Source organism: Pseudomonas sp. JV449 (assembly GCF_032424295.1).
Classification (GTDB): Bacteria; Pseudomonadota; Gammaproteobacteria; order Pseudomonadales; family Pseudomonadaceae; genus Aquipseudomonas; species Aquipseudomonas marginalis.
The window spans coordinates 135,853-154,653 of the sequence record NZ_VYKD01000027.1; the positions used below are offsets into that span (position 1 = coordinate 135,853).

The 18,801-nt window shown below is 59.9% G+C and carries 17 protein-coding genes; 5 read left to right on the top strand and 12 right to left on the bottom strand.

All coding sequences use genetic code 11. The features are described from left to right. Positions 1-127: 127 nt before the first annotated feature. From F6S08_RS23800 to F6S08_RS23820, 5 genes are all read right to left on the bottom strand, one after another. Positions 128-874, bottom strand: a complete 747-nt coding sequence (locus F6S08_RS23800; protein ID WP_027605539.1) for a YebC/PmpR family DNA-binding transcriptional regulator — start codon at positions 872-874, stop codon at positions 128-130. Between the two features lie 135 nt (positions 875-1,009). Beyond that, positions 1,010-2,785 carry an aspartate--tRNA ligase gene (gene aspS / locus F6S08_RS23805; protein WP_027605538.1) on the bottom strand — a complete coding sequence of 592 codons (1,776 nt, stop codon included), beginning with the start codon at positions 2,783-2,785 and terminating at the stop codon, positions 1,010-1,012. Positions 2,786-2,892: 107 nt separating this feature from the next. After that, the gene (locus tag F6S08_RS23810) at positions 2,893-3,114 is read right to left on the bottom strand and encodes an FmdB family zinc ribbon protein (protein WP_010208103.1); all 222 of its coding nucleotides are present in this window, start codon (positions 3,112-3,114) and stop codon (positions 2,893-2,895) included. A gap of 178 nt (positions 3,115-3,292) precedes the next feature. After that, the gene (locus F6S08_RS23815) at positions 3,293-3,634 is read right to left on the bottom strand and encodes a ribbon-helix-helix domain-containing protein (RefSeq protein WP_065925893.1); all 342 of its coding nucleotides are present in this window, start codon (positions 3,632-3,634) and stop codon (positions 3,293-3,295) included. A gap of 179 nt (positions 3,635-3,813) precedes the next feature. Then, positions 3,814-4,287, bottom strand: a complete 474-nt coding sequence (locus F6S08_RS23820) for a Dps family protein (protein ID WP_065925892.1) — start codon at positions 4,285-4,287, stop codon at positions 3,814-3,816. A gap of 428 nt (positions 4,288-4,715) precedes the next feature. On the opposite strand from F6S08_RS23820, the gene F6S08_RS23825 reads away from it, so the two are divergent. Then, positions 4,716-5,318 (top strand): cold-shock protein, encoded by a 603-nt coding sequence (locus tag F6S08_RS23825; RefSeq protein WP_005790922.1) that lies wholly within the window; start codon positions 4,716-4,718, stop codon positions 5,316-5,318. Between the two features lie 69 nt (positions 5,319-5,387). Here the strand turns inward: F6S08_RS23825 and F6S08_RS23830 are convergent, their stop codons facing one another. Together F6S08_RS23830 and F6S08_RS23835 are read right to left on the bottom strand one after the other, a co-directional pair. Continuing rightward, positions 5,388-5,594: a SlyX family protein gene (locus F6S08_RS23830; protein ID WP_065925891.1), complete on the bottom strand. Its 207-nt coding sequence runs from the start codon at positions 5,592-5,594 to the stop codon at positions 5,388-5,390. A gap of 3 nt (positions 5,595-5,597) precedes the next feature. Further along, positions 5,598-6,023 (bottom strand): HIT domain-containing protein, encoded by a 426-nt coding sequence (locus tag F6S08_RS23835; RefSeq protein WP_065925937.1) that lies wholly within the window; start codon positions 6,021-6,023, stop codon positions 5,598-5,600. A gap of 745 nt (positions 6,024-6,768) precedes the next feature. On the opposite strand from F6S08_RS23835, the gene F6S08_RS23840 reads away from it, so the two are divergent. Next, positions 6,769-8,061 (top strand): OprD family porin, encoded by a 1,293-nt coding sequence (locus F6S08_RS23840; protein ID WP_027605533.1) that lies wholly within the window; start codon positions 6,769-6,771, stop codon positions 8,059-8,061. Between the two features lie 186 nt (positions 8,062-8,247). On the opposite strand, the gene F6S08_RS23845 is transcribed toward F6S08_RS23840, so the two are convergent. Together F6S08_RS23845 and F6S08_RS23850 are read right to left on the bottom strand one after the other, a co-directional pair. After that, positions 8,248-9,090 (bottom strand): mechanosensitive ion channel family protein, encoded by an 843-nt coding sequence (locus F6S08_RS23845; protein WP_315872406.1) that lies wholly within the window; start codon positions 9,088-9,090, stop codon positions 8,248-8,250. 135 nt (positions 9,091-9,225) lie between these two features. Continuing rightward, a complete protein-coding gene (locus F6S08_RS23850) occupies positions 9,226-9,711 on the bottom strand; it encodes a YajQ family cyclic di-GMP-binding protein (protein WP_053135814.1) in 486 nt (161 codons plus the stop codon). 123 nt (positions 9,712-9,834) lie between these two features. Here F6S08_RS23850 and F6S08_RS23855 point away from each other — a divergent pair, with 123 nt between their 5' ends. From F6S08_RS23855 to F6S08_RS23865, 3 genes are read left to right on the top strand one after another with little or no spacing between them, the layout of a single operon-like run. Continuing rightward, positions 9,835-10,752, top strand: a complete 918-nt coding sequence (locus F6S08_RS23855; protein WP_315872407.1) for a putative 2-dehydropantoate 2-reductase — start codon at positions 9,835-9,837, stop codon at positions 10,750-10,752. 46 nt (positions 10,753-10,798) lie between these two features. Next, positions 10,799-12,832: a sensor histidine kinase gene (locus F6S08_RS23860; RefSeq protein WP_315872408.1), complete on the top strand. Its 2,034-nt coding sequence runs from the start codon at positions 10,799-10,801 to the stop codon at positions 12,830-12,832. A gap of 2 nt (positions 12,833-12,834) precedes the next feature. Continuing rightward, positions 12,835-13,413, top strand: a complete 579-nt coding sequence (locus tag F6S08_RS23865) for a cob(I)yrinic acid a,c-diamide adenosyltransferase (protein WP_065939170.1) — start codon at positions 12,835-12,837, stop codon at positions 13,411-13,413. Between the two features lie 129 nt (positions 13,414-13,542). Here F6S08_RS23865 and F6S08_RS23870 read toward each other — a convergent pair whose 3' ends face one another. The 3 genes from F6S08_RS23870 to secA all read right to left on the bottom strand — a co-directional run bounded on the left by F6S08_RS23870 (position 13,543) and on the right by secA (position 18,582). Continuing rightward, positions 13,543-14,487: a Nudix family hydrolase gene (locus tag F6S08_RS23870; RefSeq protein WP_065925886.1), complete on the bottom strand. Its 945-nt coding sequence runs from the start codon at positions 14,485-14,487 to the stop codon at positions 13,543-13,545. A gap of 18 nt (positions 14,488-14,505) precedes the next feature. Continuing rightward, entirely contained in the window at positions 14,506-15,723 is a 1,218-nt protein-coding gene (gene argJ / locus F6S08_RS23875) for a bifunctional glutamate N-acetyltransferase/amino-acid acetyltransferase ArgJ (RefSeq protein WP_137212674.1), read from the bottom strand. A 123-nt stretch (positions 15,724-15,846) separates the two neighbouring features. Next, a complete protein-coding gene (gene secA / locus F6S08_RS23880) occupies positions 15,847-18,582 on the bottom strand; it encodes a preprotein translocase subunit SecA (RefSeq protein ID WP_027605526.1) in 2,736 nt (911 codons plus the stop codon). Positions 18,583-18,801: the final 219 nt, after the last annotated feature.

Consider the following 18,801-nt stretch of genomic DNA (forward strand, 5'->3'; position numbering starts at 1 on the left):
TGATACATCGTAGTTCTAATGTGGGAGGGGGCTTGCTCCCGATGGCGATCGTCCAGTTAGACATAGGCTGACTGATACACCGCCATCGGGAGCAAGCCCCCTCCCACATTTGGATCTACGTCATTCTTCAGCCTAGCTGTTCGGCCACGGATTCCGGGATGTCGGCGTTGGAATACACGTTCTGTACATCATCCAGGTCTTCGAGCATATCGAGCATCTTCAGCACTTTCTGCGCACCGTCCAGGTCCAGCTCGGCACTGGTGGTCGGCAGCATCACGATCTCGGCGTCGGAGCCTTTGAAACCGGCCGCTTCCAGGGCATTACGCACGGCGTAGAAGCCGGCGAACGAGGTAAACACGTCGATGGAGCCATCTTCATTGGTCACCACGTCGTCGGCATCCGCCTCCATCGCCGCTTCCATCAGCGCATCTTCATCCACACCCGGCGCGAAGGAGATCTGCCCCTTGCGTTCGAACAGGTAGGCCACCGAACCGTCAGTCCCCAGGTTGCCGCCACACTTGCTGAACGCATGACGCACGGCGGCGGCAGTACGGTTGCGGTTATCGGTCATGCATTCGACCATCACCGCCACGCCACCCGGGCCGTAGCCTTCGTAGGTCAACTCGACCATGTCGTCGGTGTCGGCAGCGCCGGCCCCACGGGCCACGGCACGGTCGATAATGTCACGACTCATGTTGGCGCCGAGGGCCTTGTCCAGGGCCAGGCGCAGACGCGGGTTGGAGCCCGGGTCACCCCCGCCCTGGCGGGCAGCGACCGTCAGCTCACGGATCCACTTGGTAAAAATCTTGCCTTTCTTGGCATCCTGACGCTCTTTGCGGTGCTTGATGTTCGCCCACTTGGAATGGCCAGCCATAACACAACTCCGAAATTCTCTAGAAACCTTATCAACCCCACCCCGGGTGGGATACACCCCTTGTAACGCAAAGGCGCATCCGAAGATGCGCCTTTTTAGACTGCGTAAACCTCAGTGCGCTTTCACGCAGCAGCCTTACTCAGCCTTCGGCGTCTCGCGCAGGCGGATATGCAGCTCGCGCAATGCCTTGGCATCCACCACACCCGGAGCCTGGGTCATGACGTCCGCAGCACTCTGGGTTTTCGGGAACGCGATCACTTCACGGATCGACTGGGCACCGGTCATCAGCATCACCAGGCGGTCGAGGCCGAAAGCCAGGCCACCGTGGGGCGGCGCACCGTATTTCAAGGCGTCGAGCAGGAAGCCGAACTTCTCTTCCTGTTCCGCTTCGTTGATGCCCAGCAGGCGGAAGACCGCTTGTTGCATCTCTTTGCGGTGGATACGGATCGAACCGCCACCCAGCTCAGTACCGTTCAACACCATGTCATACGCGCGGGACAGCGCGCCTGCCGGGTTGGCTTCCAGCTCTTCGGGCGAGCACTTCGGCGCGGTGAACGGGTGGTGCAAGGCGCTGAAGCTGCCGTCATCGTTCTCTTCGAACATCGGGAAGTCGACGACCCACATCGGTGCCCACTTGCAGGTCAGCAGGTCCAGGTCGTGGCCCAGCTTGATCCGCAGCGCGCCCAGGGCTTCGCTGACGATCTTGGCTTTGTCGGCGCCGAAGAACACGATGTCGCCGTCGACCGCGCCCACGCGATCCAGGATCACATTGAGGTTGGCTTCCGGGATGTTCTTCACGATTGGCGACTGCAGGCCTTCAACACCCTTGGCGCGCTCGTTGACCTTGATATACGCCAGGCCCTTGGCACCGTAGATGCCGACGAACTTGGTGTAGTCGTCGATCTGCTTGCGCGGCATGCTCGCGCCGCCAGGCACGCGCAGGGCGGCGATGCGGCATTTCGGGTCGTTGGCGGGGCCGCTGAACACCTTGAAATCAACTTCGGTGAGCTGGTCGGCCACGTCCACCAGTTCCAGCGGGTTACGCAGGTCTGGCTTGTCCGAACCGTAGCGGCGCATGGCTTCTTCGAAGGTCATGTGCGGGAATTCGCCGAACTCCAGGTCCAGCACTTCCTTGAACAGGTTGCGGATCATCTGCTCGGTGATGCCCATGATCTCTTTTTCATCGAGGAAGCTGGTCTCGATGTCGATCTGGGTGAATTCCGGCTGGCGGTCGGCGCGCAGGTCTTCGTCGCGGAAGCACTTGGCGATCTGGTAGTAACGGTCGAAACCGGCCACCATCAGCAGCTGCTTGAACAGCTGCGGCGACTGCGGCAAGGCGAAGAAACTGCCGGCGTGGGTACGGCTAGGCACCAGGTAGTCACGCGCGCCTTCCGGGGTGGCCCGGGTCAGGATAGGCGTTTCGACGTCAAGGAAGCCGTTCTCGTCGAGGAAGCGGCGGATGCTGGTGGTCATGCGCGAACGCAGGCGCAGCTTCTCGGCCATTTCCGGACGACGCAGGTCCAGGAAGCGGTAGCGCAGGCGGGTTTCTTCGCCGACGTCGGAGTATTCGTTCAACGGGAACGGCGGGGTTTCCGATTCGTTCAGTACTTCCAGCTCGTAGCCCAGCACTTCGATCGCACCGGACGCCATGTTCGCGTTCACGGCACCGGCCGGACGCAGGCGAACCTTGCCGGTGATCTTCACGACGTACTCGCTGCGCACACGGTCAGCGGCGGCGAAGCTTTCGGCGCGATCCGGATCGAATACCACCTGGGCCAGGCCATCACGATCACGGATATCGAGGAAGATCACCCCGCCGTGGTCGCGGCGACGGTGAACCCATCCGCAAAGGGTGATTTCCTGACCATCCAGGGTCTCGTTCAGTTGGCCGCAATAGTGGCTGCGCATCATGGTAGTGGTTTCACTTCTCGTAATTCGAAATTCGGTGGAGGCCTGCCTCGTCACCGTACATTAAAGCAGGGGACGGATAATGCAGGAGCCTGCGCATGGAGTTCAACTCAGTCTGCTTTGTCGCCGCCCGCCAGGTTCTTCTTCGAACCGGTCTTGAAATCGGTCTCGTACCAGCCGCTGCCGCTCAGGCGGAAGCCCGGCATGGACAACATCTTCTTGAGCTCGGGTGCCTGGCAGGCCGGGCAATCGACCAGCGGCGCTGCGCTGATCTTCTGGATGGCTTCCAACTGATGTCCACAGGAAGCACATTGATAGTCATACATGGGCATGGCGATGTCTCGGCGGTCGATCGTTACTGTGCCGCGCCCGCTCCTGATAAAGAGCAGAGGGAGAAAGCCCCGGCAGCAGCAAAGCGCGGGATTATATCTGGTAAATCAAGGCAGCGCAGCCGGCTTTCTGCCCGGGGCAGGCCCACCTCGACAGTGGACCGGCCCCGAGGCCTGCCGATTACTCAGGGCTTGGCGAGGCAGCACGGCCCTTTAACAGATGAACCACACACACTACCCTGACCAACCCACTGAAGTTCTTCACTCCTCCATACCGCAAGTGCACTTCCCGATCGACATAGGACAGCAATGCACTGACAGAGCAGGCATTGATCCTGGCTATTTCCGTGAGGATATTCCAATAGATCTGCTCAAGCCGAAGACAAGTGGAAAATCCGTTGAGCCTTACCGATCGGGACAATGGCTTGGCCAGCCCCATATCGAACCCCTTGGCGAAGGGGTCGACGCTTATCTTGTGGAAACCACCGGTTTCCATCACTCCCACATCCACTCCACGTGACATACACCTGACACTCCATTGCCAAACAACAGCCCATGGGTTCTCCCATTGGACAGTGGCCCTATAAGACAGCAGGACGAGGCAGGCAGCCAGAAGACGGGGCGTTGATAGGCGTAGGACAACGCCAGGAAATGCGTGGAAACAAGCAAGTGGCGCCACAACGGCGCCACTGTGGCTGTCGTTTACTGGCTTTCGAGCAGGGAACGCAGCATCCACGCGGTTTTCTCGTGAACCTGCATGCGCTGGGTCAGCAGGTCCGCGGTCGGCTCATCGCTGACCTTGTCGAGCAACGGGAAAATACCACGTGCGGTACGCGTGACCGCCTCCTGGCCCGCCACCAGTTGCTTGATCATCTCTTCTGCGCTGGGAACACCCTCTTCTTCCTTGATGGAGGAAAGGCGGGCGTAGATCGAATAGGCGCCCGGTGCCGGAAAACCCAGGGCACGGATACGCTCGGCTATGGCGTCCACCGCCAGCGCCAGTTCGTTGTACTGCTCTTCGAACATCAGGTGCAGCGTACGGAACATGGGGCCCGTGACGTTCCAATGGAAGTTGTGGGTCTTCAGGTACAGTACATAGGTATCGGAAAGCAGCCGTGAAAGCCCATCGACGATGGATTTACGATCTTCTTCACTGATACCGATATCGATTGCCATGTTTATCCCCTTCAATTGACAAGCATTCATTGATCAGGTGCACGACTACTCTAGCAAGAGCGCCGCAGAGACGCAGCCCGACACCCTCGGGCGACATGCGGCAAATCGCCCCTGCACGACCTGTCAGCCCGTGCAGTACAAGCCTTTGGGCATGTCGGAAATTTTCTTTAAGGCCGCCAGAAACCCCTGCACATGTCTAGGACAAGCGTTTCACGCAGAAATGCCACGCCCCTTTCAACCGCGGAAAATGCTCGATTTGAGTAGGCACGGCCTTTGCTGTTAAATAGGCAGCGTGTCGCCGTCGTTAATTTCCACGGCAAGCGGCATAGGCTGATACCCGCGCACGTGCCCAACGCCTCCCATTGTTCAGAAGCGAACCGTGCCAGTCAGCTCTTCCTTGTGATCCGTCTTAACGTGAGTTAATCAAAATGTTGAAAATCGTCCACCTGCTAACGGGCGTTGCAGCGTTGCTGCTGTCCTTTATCCCGAGCCTGCAGCCTGAAAGCCTGCCCTACCTGCAACAACACGACGCTCTGTACCTGGCCTTGTTCGGCCTTCTTAACCTGACGCTCGCTCCCGTAATCCCTTACTGGAACAAAGGCACACGTCATCAACTGCAAAACCTGGTCAGCGCGCTGCTGGTACTGACCGTTGTCGTACAAACCCTCACCCTCCTGGCACCTATGCCTGAAGTGGGCGGCCATCCGGCCATCCTGCTCAGCCTGGTGATTGCTGTGGTCGCTATCGTTCTTCACCTGGCCATCAGCTTCTACCGTTCGTCCCCGGCGGCCGCGTCGCAAAACTACGACATGACCAATCGGGATACCGGTACCGTCAAGTGGTTCAACACCTCCAAAGGCTTCGGCTTTATTTCCCGCGATTCGGGCGACGACATCTTCGTCCACTTCCGGGCTATCCGTGGCGAAGGTCATCGCGTCCTGGTGGAAGGCCAGCGCGTGGAGTTCTCCGTGATGAATCGCGACAAAGGCCTGCAAGCCGAAGACGTGATCGCAGCCCTGCCGCGTCGCTGATTCCAGCCGTCGCAGCAAAAAAACCGCGATCCAGCCTTGGCTGGGTCGCGGTTTTTTATTGCACTCGGATTAATAGTGCGGTGGCGGCGCCTCTTCTTCGGACGTCTCGAACTGGCCGCCCATTTCTTCCTGACGCTTGAGCAGCGCGGTCATCTGCAGCTGCAGGCGTTCAACCGCGCGCTGCTGGACGACCAGGATGTCATTGAGGGTCTCGATGGTGTCGTCCTGAAAGGCCAGGCGGCTCTCCAGATCGGTAACGCGGTCTTGCAAGTCCATGGTTCAACCCTGGGTAAAGATAAAGTCGGCAGGCAGCAACGCGTGCAGGCGCACACGAATGGCCGCCACTTGTTCTTCAGTGTACGGCTGGGCCGGATGCTTGCCCCAAACCGGCGCAGGCCACGCGGCGTCATCACGCTTACGTACGATCACATGCACGTGCAATTGGCTGACGACATTGCCCAGCGCACCGATATTCATCTTGTCGGCGCCCAGGCCTTCGTTGAGTAACTGCGCCAGCAACGTAGTTTCCTTCCAGAGGATCTGTTGATCTGCGACATCCAGCTGAAACACTTCGCTGATACCGTTGATGCGTGGCACCAGGATGAACCAGGGGTAATTCGAGTCATTGGACAGCAGCAGGCGGCACAACGGGAAGTCCCCGATCACCAGTGTGTCTTGTTGCAGGCGTTGGTCTAAGGCGAACACCACGGGCACTCCGTTTGGCAGGTCAAGTTCCGGCGCCCAGCATACCTTTGAATGCAGGCGGCTTCACGGCGAATACGGGAGAGCCCCGGCGCATCCGGAGAAAAAAACCGCACCCTTTCGATGCAGGCGAATAATTGAGCTACGCTAACTCGGGCCTCACCGGGATGCACCAAAATGACCCACTTGTGCCTCAAAGAGATCCGCCAACTACCCACTCATGGGGGTGGACCGGTAACGTTTTCCTCGGGCAACGTTTTTTTTGCCCCCCCAACAGCGGTAACACACGGGCGTCAAGCCCAAACCAAACGGCGTAAAAAGCCCGTACTTATGCGGTTTTTACACCGTCGTAACGTTTTTCACGAAAAAATGACATTCAGTTACCAGTTTGGGCGCGCTTGTTGCATTCACCCCCCTATCGTCGACAACGGCACCTGCAGGGAAGTGAGTGTTTCGCGATAAAAAACAGTGGCGTTTCAATGCATACCAAGGAAGACGACAAACTCTGAAAGACGTTTGAAAACAGCATTGAAGTTGTCAGTCCCGTTACATTCGGACTGTGAATTTGCGACATGGAACTAGCAATTTACGACAGCCTCGTAAAGAAGCTGAAAGGAAAGATGGGTAAGTATCGTCAATAGAGTCTGCGTGATATAACTTTGCGCCGACACAAAAAAGAAAGAGCCGCCCAGATAAAAATACAGGTGGGACGGCAGTACTCTTCCTAAAACCAAAGGAGCAAATCACGATGCGCGTGATGAAGTGGAGCATGATCGCCCTGGCTGTTTCAGCAGGCACCTCGCAGTTCGCAATGGCGTCCGCCCAGGACGATTCCAAGGGCTTTATCGAGGACAGTACAGCCAGCATTCTGACGCGGGCCCTGTATTTCAGCCGTGACCGCCGTAACCACGGTGCAGAACAAAGCCGTATCGAAGAAACAGGCCTTGGCTTCCACGGCCTCTTCAGCTCGGGTTACACCCAAGGCACCATCGGTGTCGGTGTCGACGTGATCGGCCTGCTGGGCGTCAAGCTGGACAGCGGCAAAGGCCGTGCCGGCACCGGTCTGTTCCCAGAGGGTTCCGACGGCCGTTCGCAGGATGACTACTCCAAAGGCGGCGCAGCCATCAAGTTCCGTATGTCCAATACGGTCCTGAAGATCGGTGATCAGTACACCACCGCTCCAGTGTTCGCTTCCGATGACAGCCGTTTGCTGCCGGAACTGCCGCAAGGCATCTCCATCACCAGCAACGAAATCAAAGATCTGAAACTGGAAGCCGGTCACTTCACCTCGATCGTTGCCCAGGATCAAACCTACCGCGACAGTATCGCCAGCTCCGAACCAGGCTCGAGCCGTGGCCTGCGAGACGCCAACTTCGTGGGCGGCGTGTACTCCTGGACCCCAGAGTTCACCACCAGCCTCTACTACTCGAAAGTGGAAGACTACTGGAAGAAGATCTACGCCAACGTCAACTGGACCCACGCGCTCAGCGATGACCAGTCCGTGGCTGTCGACTTCAACATCTACGACACCAAGAGCGACGGCGCCGGCCTGGTCCGTGCTGACAAAGACAGCACCACCAAGCTCGACAACCGTGCGTTCAGCCTGCAAGGCGCGTACACCATTGGCGCTCACACCTTCACCCTGGCAGCACAGAAGGTCAGCGGCGACGGCCAGTACGGCTACGGCGTAGACGGCGGCGGCACGATTTTCCTGGCCAACTCCATCGCCCGCTCCGACTTCAACGCTGAAGACGAGAAGTCCTACCAGGCTCGCTATGACCTGAACATGGCGACCTTTGGCATCCCAGGCCTGAGCTTCATGACTCGTTATGTGAAAGGTACCGGCGCCAACACCTCGACCACTAACAATGGTAAAGAGTGGGAACGCGACATCGAAGCCAAATACGTGATCCAGAGCGGTCCAGCCAAAGACCTGAGCCTGCGCGTACGTCAGGCGACCTATCGCTCATCTGATCAGGTTTACTCGGGTTCCCTCGACGAACTGCGTCTGATCGCGCAATACCCGCTGAACATCTTGTAATTGCCGGTTCAATTACAACGATGACTTAAGGCTCCGGCCTTAAACAAAAAAGCCGCTCCCCTGTTTACAAGGGAGCGGCTTTTTCATTGCAGTTTTATTTCAGCAAATAACTAGCAAGCTAACTAACGAGATTCAAGTGACACGTTTAACCTGACCTTTCGGCCAAGTTAAACGCGCTTCTTTCACTTACTTCGGAGCTGCTTCCTGCATCACTCGAATAACGCGCTGCGAAAATGGAATATCAATCCCCGCAGCCTTTAAACGATCACGCGCCAGTTCATTCAACATGAACACTACATCCCAATAATCCGGGGTATTGGTCCAGCAGCGCAGGGAAACAGTGATCGAGCTATCGCCCAAGGTCGACACCACGGCCACCGCAGCAGGATCCGTCAGTACACGCGGATCTTTTGACAGCTCCAGCAGCACTTCACGAGCCTTTTGCAGATCCGCCTCGTAGTCCACACCCACATCAAAGACCACCTTGCGGGTCGGCTGACGGTTGGTGTTGGTGATGATGCCGTTGGACAGGATGCCGTTGGGCACGATGACGGTCTTGTTGTCACCGGTACGCAGCACGGTGTGGAAGATTTGGATGCTATCGACGGTCCCGGAGGTGCCCTGGGCCTCGATCCAGTCACCAATGCGGAACGGGCGGAACAACAGAATCAGCACACCACCGGCAAAGTTCGCCAGGCTGCCTTGCAACGCCAGGCCGATGGCCAGGGTAGCGGCACCGATGGCGGCGACGAACGACGTGGTCGCCACGCCGATCATCGAGGCCACACTGACAATCAGCATGACTTTCAGCGCGATGTTCGCCAGGCTGGTGATGAAGTGCTGCAGCGCCAGGTCCGCGTTACGCATGGCCAGCAGGCGGCCCACGCGGTGGGTCAATACGTTGATCAGCCACCAGCCAATGGCCAGGGTGATCACCGCCAGCAACACCCGGCTGCCGTATTCCATGATCATCGGGATCCATGACTGCGAGGTCTTGATCAAGTGATCCATTTCAGCGTTTAAATCCATGTAGCTTCTCCTGTATGGCGAATGTGCGGCTTATTGACTGCCTGAAAACGCAAATGAGCCCCGTAGGGCTCAAGAGCAGGCGCTGGCTCTGGGGCGTGGGACGCCGAAAACGCCCGCAGGTTCCCCAATGTGCCATCAGTCGCGGAAGTTATTGAACTGCAGCGGCATGTCGAAGGTCTTGGCGCGCAGGGCGGCAATGGCATCCTGCAGGTCATCACGCTTCTTGCCGGTGACACGAACCTGCTCACCCTGGATGGCCGCCTGGACTTTCAGCTTGGCATCCTTGATATGGGCAACGATCTTCTTTGCCAGCTCCTTGTCGATACCTTCCTTGAGTACGGCTTCCTGCTTCATCAGCTTGCCGGAGGCGTAGGCGTCCTTGATTTCAAGGCACTGCGCGTCGATCTTGCGCTTGACCAACGACAGCTTGAGGATCTCGATCATCGCTTCCAGCTGGAAATCGGCTTCAGCGGTCAGGTTGACGGTCAGTTCCTTTTCCTTGAATTCGAAGCTGCCCTTGCCTTTCAAGTCATAGCGGCGGTCCAGCTCCTTGACGGCGTTCTCGACGGCGTTGGTGACTTCGTGTTTGTCCAGTTCAGATACCACGTCGAACGAAGGCATGTGATTTCTCCAATATAAGGGGCGGGCTCAGTAGAGATGGAGCGCGCCCGAGCTAAAATGCCGGGGCATTATAGCGGTTCTTTCGTCCCGTTCACTGTGAGCGACCCTACGGAGCAGAAACTGATGTCGACCACCTGGCATATTCTTGGCGCGGGCAGCCTGGGCACACTGTGGGCCACCCGCCTGGCTCGTGCCGGCTTACCCGTCAGGTTGATCCTGCGCGATGCCACGCGCCTGGCCAGCTACCGGGCTTCACCCGGCTTGACCCTGGTGGAACACGGCGTCGCCCATACCTACCCGGTGTTCGCTGAAACGCCCTACAGCCCCGAGCCGATTCATCGCCTGCTGGTAGCGTGCAAGGCCTACGACGCCCAGGGCGCTGTCGCACAACTGCAACACCGCCTCGCACCGGACGCCGAGCTGATCCTGCTGCAGAACGGCCTCGGCAGCCAAGACGCGGTGGCCGCGCAACTGCCCCAGGCGCGCTGCATTTTTGCCTCCAGCACCGAAGGCGCGTTTCGCGACGGTGACTGGCGCGTGGTGTTCGCCGGCCATGGCTACACCTGGCTGGGGGACGCGAGCCACCCTACTCCGCCGCTGTGGCTGGATGACCTGCACGCTGCGGGCATCCCCCACGAATGGAGTACCGACATCCTGACGCGCCTGTGGCGCAAACTGGCGCTCAATTGCGCGATCAACCCGCTGACGGTGCTTTACCAGTGCCGCAATGGCGAACTGCAGAGCCATCAATGTGAAGTCGCGACCCTGTGTGCCGAGCTTGGCGAACTGTTGGAATGCTGCGGCCAACCCGCCGCCGCGCGGGGTCTGCACCAGGAAGTGGAACGGGTTATCCAGGCCACGGCCGCCAATTATTCCTCCATGTACCAGGACGTGGCCAACGCCCGCCGCACCGAAATCAGCTACTTGTTGGGCTATGCTTGCCAGGCGGCCGCCCGTCACCAATTGAGCCTGCCCCATGTGCAACAACTGCAAGTGCGCCTGGTCGAGCAGTTACTTGCACGCGGATTGCCCCGCGACTGAGGCACGCGCTACCCTGCCCGCCTGTCTATCACCTGGGAAAACCCTGATGCCGCTGCGCCAGCGTCTAGAAAACCTACCGGTCGGGCAGAAACTGCTGGCCGCCCTGCTGGTGCTGCTGACCACCGTCCTGCTGGTGGCCAACCTGACCTTTATCAGCGCCGCCTACTGGATCTCCCAGGAAAGCATGGCGCCCCAGGCCTTGCAGGCCATCGGCCGGCTGGTATCCAACCCGGCTCTAGCCGCCGAAGCCCTTGAATCCCCGGCCAAGGCCGATGCGCTGCTCAATGAACTGACCAGCTATTCGCCTCTGCGCGCCGCCGCCCTGTACGACGGCGAAGGCAATCGCCTGGCGCAGATGCAACACGGCGATCGCCTGCACCTGCCGGACAACTACCGGCATATCGAAGCCTGGCGCGTGACCGAATTTCGCAGTAACCAGGTCATCACCCTGCCCCGACCCGGCCAACCGTCCGGCCACCTGCTGCTGGTGGCCAGCAGTGAGCTGCCGGTGGCCTTCTATACCGGCACATTGACGGCGAGCCTGGGCATCCTGATTTTCAGTGTGCTGCTGTGGTTGATCATCGCCCGGCAGATCAAACGCCTGATCACCCGGCCGATCCATGAACTCGAAGAGCTGTCACGCCAGGTCACCCGCGAAGAGAACTACGCCCTGCGTGCCGGCCGGGGCAACCGCGATGAAATCGGCAGCCTCGCCGAAGCCTTCAACACCATGCTGTCGCGCATCGAAGCCCGGGAGCAGCAGCTCAAGCGCGCACGGGACGACTCCCAGGCGGCCTACGACCAGGCACAAGGCCTGGCCGAAGAGACACGCCACACCAACCGCAAGCTGGAGCTGGAAGTCCAGGTGCGCAGCAAGATCGAGAAAAAGCTCACCGGTTTCCAGAACTACCTGAACAGCATCATCGACTCGATGCCTTCGGCACTGATCGCCCTGGACGAACAGCTCTACGTCACCCAATGGAATCAGGAGGCCACGGCCCTGTCCGGCACGCGCCTGGATGAAGCGCTGAATCAACCGATCTACCTCGCCTTCCAGCCGCTCAAGCCGTACCTGCCGCAGATCAAGGCCACGGTGGAACAACACACGGTGGAACGCATCGAGCGCGTCACCTGGATCAAGGCCGACGAACCCAAGCATTACGCCCTGACCTTCTACCCGCTGATGGGCGGTGCCGGGCGCGGTGTAGTGATCCGTATCGACGACATCACCCAGCGCCTGTCACTGGAAGAGATGATGGTGCAGTCGGAAAAAATGCTCTCCGTCGGCGGACTTGCCGCCGGCATGGCCCACGAGATCAACAACCCGCTGGGGGCGATCCTGCATAACGTGCAGAACATTCGCCGGCGCCTGTCCCCCGACTTGCCCAAGAACCTGGAACACGCCGAACAGGTGGGGGTTGAGCTGGACACCGTTAACCGCTACCTGCAAAGCCGCGAAGTGCCGCAACTGCTCGACGGTATCCAGCAGGCGGGGGCACGGGCGGCGAAAATCGTCACCCACATGCTCAGCTTCAGCCGCCGCAGCAACCGGCAGATGGCGCCTTGCGACCTGCCGGCGCTGATCGACCAGGCGGTAGAAATCGCCGGTAACGACTTTGACCTGGCCATTGGCTTCGATTTCAAGGGCCAGGCAATCATCCGTCAGTTCGACCCGCAACTGGGCCCCGTGCCCGGCACGGCCAACGAACTGGAACAGGTGCTGCTCAACCTGCTGAAAAACGCCGCCCAGGCCATTCACCTGCGCGAGGACGACAGCGAACCGGGGCGCATCATCCTGCGCACGCGCCTTAACCCGCCGTGGGCGGAAATCCAGGTGGAAGACAATGGCATCGGCATGAGCGAAAACGTGCGTAAACGCACCTTCGAGCCGTTCTTTACCACCAAGGAAATCGGCCAGGGCACCGGGCTTGGGCTGTCGGTGTCGTACTTCATCATCACCAACAACCACAAGGGCCAGATGGAGGTGCATTCCACCCTCGGCCAAGGCACCTGCTTCACCTTGCGCCTGCCCCTGGCGGGCCAACTGCCACCTTACGAACTCACCCAACTGGAGCACTGACCATGGGCTTTCGCCTGTCGAAGATTTACACCCGCACCGGCGATAAAGGCGAAACCGGCCTCGGCGACGGCCGCCGCGTGCCCAAGGACCATCCCCGGGTGGAAGCCATCGGAGAGGTCGATACGCTGAATAGCCAGTTGGGGTTACTGCTGGCGTATCTCGAAGCCCTCGGCGGGCAGCATCCAGGCTTACAGGACGTGATCGAGGTGCTTACGCCTTGCCAGCATCGATTGTTCGATCTGGGTGGGGAGTTGGCAATGCCGGAGTACAAGGCATTGAACGCGGCGGAAGTGGATCGGCTGGAAGCGGCGATCGATCGCTGGAACGAAGAACTCGGGCCCCTGGAGAATTTCATCTTGCCCGGTGGTTCAGCGCTGATTGCCCAGGCCCATGTGTGCCGCAGCCTGGCGCGCAGTGCCGAGCGGCGCTGTCAGCATTTGAATGCGGTCGAGCCGTTGGAAGGGGTGGGGTTGGCGTATATCAATCGGCTGTCGGATTTGCTGTTTGTGGCGGCGCGGGTGATTGCCAAGCGCCAGGGTGTTGCAGAAGTGTTGTGGCAGGCGGCGGCGAAGCCACACTGATGATGATTCGGTGACTGATAGGGCCTCATCGGGGTGTAGCCCCCTCCCACACTTCGATCACATTCCAAAGTTGGAACCCGGTCGAATGTGGGAGGGGGCTTGCTCCCGATAGGGCCCTTCAGAACAGCATCAAACCTCAGGCCAGAACGCCCGAATTCCTGCGACACCTTGAGCGCCGGCTTCCCACGCCTGCTCCCGCTGCGCAGGCTCAACCCCACCCAACAGAAACACCGGTTTGCTGAACCCACGGATCAACTCTGCCGCCTGCTCCCAGCCCAACGGCTGCGCATCGGGATGGGTCTGGGTCGGCTGCACCGGCGACAGCGTGACAAAATCCACGTCCATCAACTCCGCCAACGCCAGTTCTTCCGCGTTATGGCATGACGCCGCCAACCAGCGATCCTTCGGCAACGGCCGGCCCTTGCTCGCATATTTGCGCAGTTGGGCCGAGGTCATATGCCAGCCGGCCGCCGGGAAGTCCCCGAGCCATTCAAACGGTCCCTTGAGCATCAACTGCGCCTTACCGGCGCACAGGCCCACCGCATCTACCGCAAGGTCGCGGTACTTGGGGTCGTAACCGTTGGGCGCCCGCAGCTGGATCAGCTTGATGCCACCGGCAATAGCCTTCTGGATCCCGCGCAAGAGCGTGGGCGTTTCCAGCTCGCCCGGCGTGATCAGGTAGTCGGCCGGCAAGCGCGCAGCCGCCACGATCGGCGCATTGGCCGCCGGGAACTCATAGTGGGGCAGATCGCGCGGGGCCACCCATTCCAGCGGTTGTCCCTCGGCACCGTGGGGCTCGCCGGTAAAGGCCGAGACTTCCCAGACATCCAGCAACACCTGCTTGTCCGGGTAGTCATGTTGCACCTTGATCAGCGGTCGCGCCGTGGTGACCTGGATACCCAGCTCTTCCTGCAACTCACGGGACAGGGCCGTGGCGACCGACTCATCGGCCTCCACCTTGCCACCGGGAAACTCCCACAGGCCGCCCTGATGCTGGGTATCGGCACGGCGCGCCAGCAGGATCCTGCCGTCGACACCGCGGATCACCGCTGCTGCTACATGCACTCGTTTCACCGCGCTTATCCTCTTCTATCAGGTGCGGTATTCCGCATTGATCTTCACGTACTCGTGGGACAGGTCGGTGGTCCAGATGGTTTCGCTGCACTCACCGCGACCGAGCTCGATGCGGATGGTGATTTCTTCCTGCTGCATCACCGCCGAACCCTGGGCTTCGGTGTAGGTCTCGGCACGGGCGCCACGGCTGGCGATGCATACGTCGCCAAGGAACACGTCGATCTTGCTCACGTCCAGGTCCGGCACGCCGGCACGGCCGACGGCAGCCAGAATACGGCCCCAGTTCGGGTCGGAGGCGAACAGCGCGGTCTTGATCAGCGGCGAGTGGGCCACGGTGTAGCCGACATCCAGGCATTCCTGGTGGTTGGCGCCGCCGTTGACTTCAACGGTCACGAACTTGGTCGCGCCTTCACCGTCACGCACGATGGCCTGGGCCACGTCCATGCACACGTCGAACACTGCCTGCTTCAGCGCCGCGAACAGCGGGCCGCTGGCCTCGGTGATTTCCGGCAGGTTGGCCTGGCCGGTGGCGATCAGCATGCAGCAGTCATTGGTGGACGTATCGCCATCAATGGTGATGCGGTTGAACGACTTGTTGGCGCCGTCCAGGATCAGGCTGTGCAGCACATCGCGGGAAACCTTGGCGTCGGTGGCGATATAGCCAAGCATGGTGGCCATGTTCGGGCGAATCATGCCCGCGCCCTTGCTGATACCGGTCACGGTAACCGTTACACCGTCGTGCACGAACTGGCGGCTCGCGCCTTTTGGCAGGGTGTCGGTGGTCATGATGCCGGTGGCGGCTGCCGCCCAGTTATCCACGGACAGGTCGTCCAGCGCAGCTTGCAGGGCGCCTTCGATTTTTTCGACCGGCAACGGCTCACCGATGACGCCGGTGGAGTATGGCAGCACTTGGCTGGCGTCCACGCCGGCCAGTTGGGCCAGCTTGGCACAGGTGCGCGCAGCGGCGACCAGCCCCGGCTCGCCGGTACCGGCGTTGGCATTGCCGGTGTTGGTCAGCAGGTAACGAATCGAGCCGGCAACACGCTGCTTGGCCAGGATCACCGGCGCGGCGCAGAAGGCGTTGAGGGTGAACACGCCCGCAACGGTCGAGCCTTCGGCACAGCGCATCACCACCACATCCTTGCGCCCTGGGCGCTTGATGCCGGCCGAAGCGATACCGAGCTCAAAACCGGCAACCGGGTGCAATGTGGGCAAAGGACCAAGACCAACAGCCATGAATGCGCTCCTTAAAAATAGGTGATGTCTGTGCCGTCGTGATCGACGGTGAAATTAATGGCAAAACGCCGCGACGGCAGGGGCCGGTCGCGGCGCGGGGTGTAGCAGCGTCAGGCAAAAATCTTAGTTGATTTCGCCGTGGCAGTGTTTGTACTTCTTGCCCGAACCGCACCAGCACAGTTCGTTGCGGCCCAGCTTCTGCTCGTTACGAACCGGGGTCTGGGCCAGGGCCACATCGACCTCTTCACCCAATACTTCAGGCGCTTCCAGACCGGGTGCCTCGTCGTGCTGGAACTGCATGCGCGCAGCCAGTGCCTCGGCCTCCTGGCGCAGGCGCGCTTCTTCCTCGATCGGGTCTTCGCGACGCACCTGAACGTGGGACAGCACGCGAATCGAATCGCGCTTGATCGAATCCAGCAACTCGGAGAACAGCGTGAACGACTCGCGCTTGTACTCCTGCTTCGGGTTCTTCTGGGCATAGCCACGCAGGTGGATGCCGTGACGCAGGTGATCCATGGTCGACAGGTGGTCTTTCCACAGGTCGTCCAGCACGCGCAGTACGATTTGCTTCTCGAAGGTGCGCAGTGCTTCGGCACTCGCCTGCTCTTCTTTCTCGTTGTACGCGGCCAGCAGCTCGGTCATGAGCTTCTCGCGCAGGGTTTCCTCGTACAGGTGGTCGTCTTCGTCGAGCCATTGCTGGACCGGCAAGTCGACACCGAAGTCGCTCTTCAACGCAGCTTCCAGACCGGCGACATCCCACTGTTCAGGCAGCGATTGTGGCGGGATATGTGCGCTGACAGTGGCGTTGAGCACGTCCTGACGGAAATCGGCGATGGTTTCGCCAATATTGTCGGCGGCCAGCAACGTGTTACGCATGTGATAGATCACTTTACGCTGTTCGTTGTTGACGTCATCGAACTCGAGCAGTTGCTTACGAATGTCGAAGTTACGGCCTTCTACCTTGCGCTGGGCCTTCTCGATGGCGTTGGTCACCATGCGGTGCTCGATCGCTTCACCGGACTGCATGCCCAGGGCCTTCATGAAGTTCTTCACCCGATCCGAGGCGAAGATGCGCATCAGGCTGTCTTCCAGGGACAGGTAGAAACGGCTGGAACCGGCGTCACCCTGGCGGCCGGCACGACCGCGCAGCTGGTTGTCGATACGACGGGATTCGTGGCGCTCGGATGCGATCACCTGCAAGCCACCGGATTCCAGCACGGCCTGGTGGCGTTTCTGCCAGTCAGCCTTGATCTGGGCGATCTGCTCAGGGGTCGGATCGTCCAGCGAAGCCACTTCCACTTCCCAGTTGCCGCCCAGCAGGATGTCGGTACCACGACCGGCCATGTTGGTGGCGATGGTCAGCGCACCCGGGCGACCGGCCTGGGCGATGATCTCGGCTTCTTTTTCGTGGAACTTGGCGTTGAGGACCTTGTGCTCGATACCTTCCTTGTTGAGCAGGTTGGACACGTGCTCGGAAGTCTCGATGGTGGCGGTACCTACCAGGATCGGACGACCCTGGGCCATGCCGTCCTTGATATCGTTGATGATCGCCGCGTATTTCTCTTCGGCGGTCAGGAACACCAGGTCGTTGAAATCTTTACGGGCCAGCGGCTTGTTCGGCGGGATGACCACCACCGACAGGCCGTAGATCTGGTGGAATTCGAACGCTTCGGTGTCGGCGGTACCGGTCATGCCGGACAGCTTGTTGTACAGGCGGAAGTAGTTCTGGAAGGTGGTGGACGCCAACGTCTGGCTTTCGGCCTGGATGTTGAGCATTTCCTTGGCTTCGATGGCCTGGTGCAGGCCTTCGGACAGACGACGGCCCGGCATGGTACGGCCGGTGTGTTCGTCGACCAGTACGACCTGGCCATCCTGCACGATGTATTCGACGTTGCGATGGAACAGCTTGTGGGCACGCAGGCCGGCATACACGTGGGTCAGCAGGCCCAGGTTATGGGCCGAGTACAGGCTCTCGCCTTCGGCCAGCAGGCCGATCTGGGTCAGCATGTCTTCGACGAACTGGTGACCGGCTTCGTTGAGTTCGACCTGGCGGGTCTTCTCGTCGATGGTGAAGTGACCTTCTTTGGTCACCACGCCCTCCACTTCCTCGATGTGCTGCTCAAGGCGCGGGATCAACTTGTTGATCTCGGTGTACAGGCGCGAGCTGTCTTCGGCCTGGCCGGAGATGATCAGCGGGGTACGGGCTTCGTCGATGAGGATGGAGTCGACTTCGTCGATCACGGCAAAGTTGAGTTCGCGCTGGAATTTTTCTTCCATGCTGAACGCCATGTTGTCGCGCAGGTAGTCGAAACCGAATTCGTTGTTGGTACCGTAGGTGATGTCGGCGGCGTAGGCGGCGCGCTTCTCTTCCGGCGGCTGGAACGGCGTTACCACGCCTACGGTCAGGCCGAGGAACTCATACAGCGGGCGCATCCAGTTGGCGTCCCGGCGAGCCAGGTAGTCGTTCACCGTCACAACGTGCACGCCCTTGCCGGACAGTGCGTTGAGGTAAACACCCAGGGTTGCTACCAGGGTCTTGCCTTCACCGGTACGCATTTCGGCAATCATGCCTTCATGCAAGGTCATGCCGCCGATCAACTGGACGTCGAAGTGGCGCATGCCCATGACACGCTTACCGGCTTCACGGGCAACCGCAAAGGCTTCGGGAAGCAGCTTGTCGAGGGTTTCACCTTTGGCTATGCGGGCCTTGAACTCTTCGGTCTTGGCGCGCAATTGCTCGTCCGAAAGGGCAACCATCTGCTCTTCGAAGGCATTGACCAGCTGCACCGTCTTGAGCATGCGTTTGACTTCGCGCTCATTCTTGCTTCCAAAAAGTTTCTTTAACAAAGGCGCAAACATATCGGCAGGTTCTTCCACACATAGGGATGGAGGGCGCACCGTGAGTGGCCCGAGCAGCCCTCACGGCCGCATGCGAACGCGCATTCTACCCGGAATCGTGGGTGAGGAAAGTGGCGTTGTTCCCCGAGGCGGGCAAGGGGCTGTGAGAGGGCTTGTTTAAAATAAGGGCTTTTGCGCGAACTTCAACCCGTGGAGCTCATTGATTTTGTGGATAAAGCC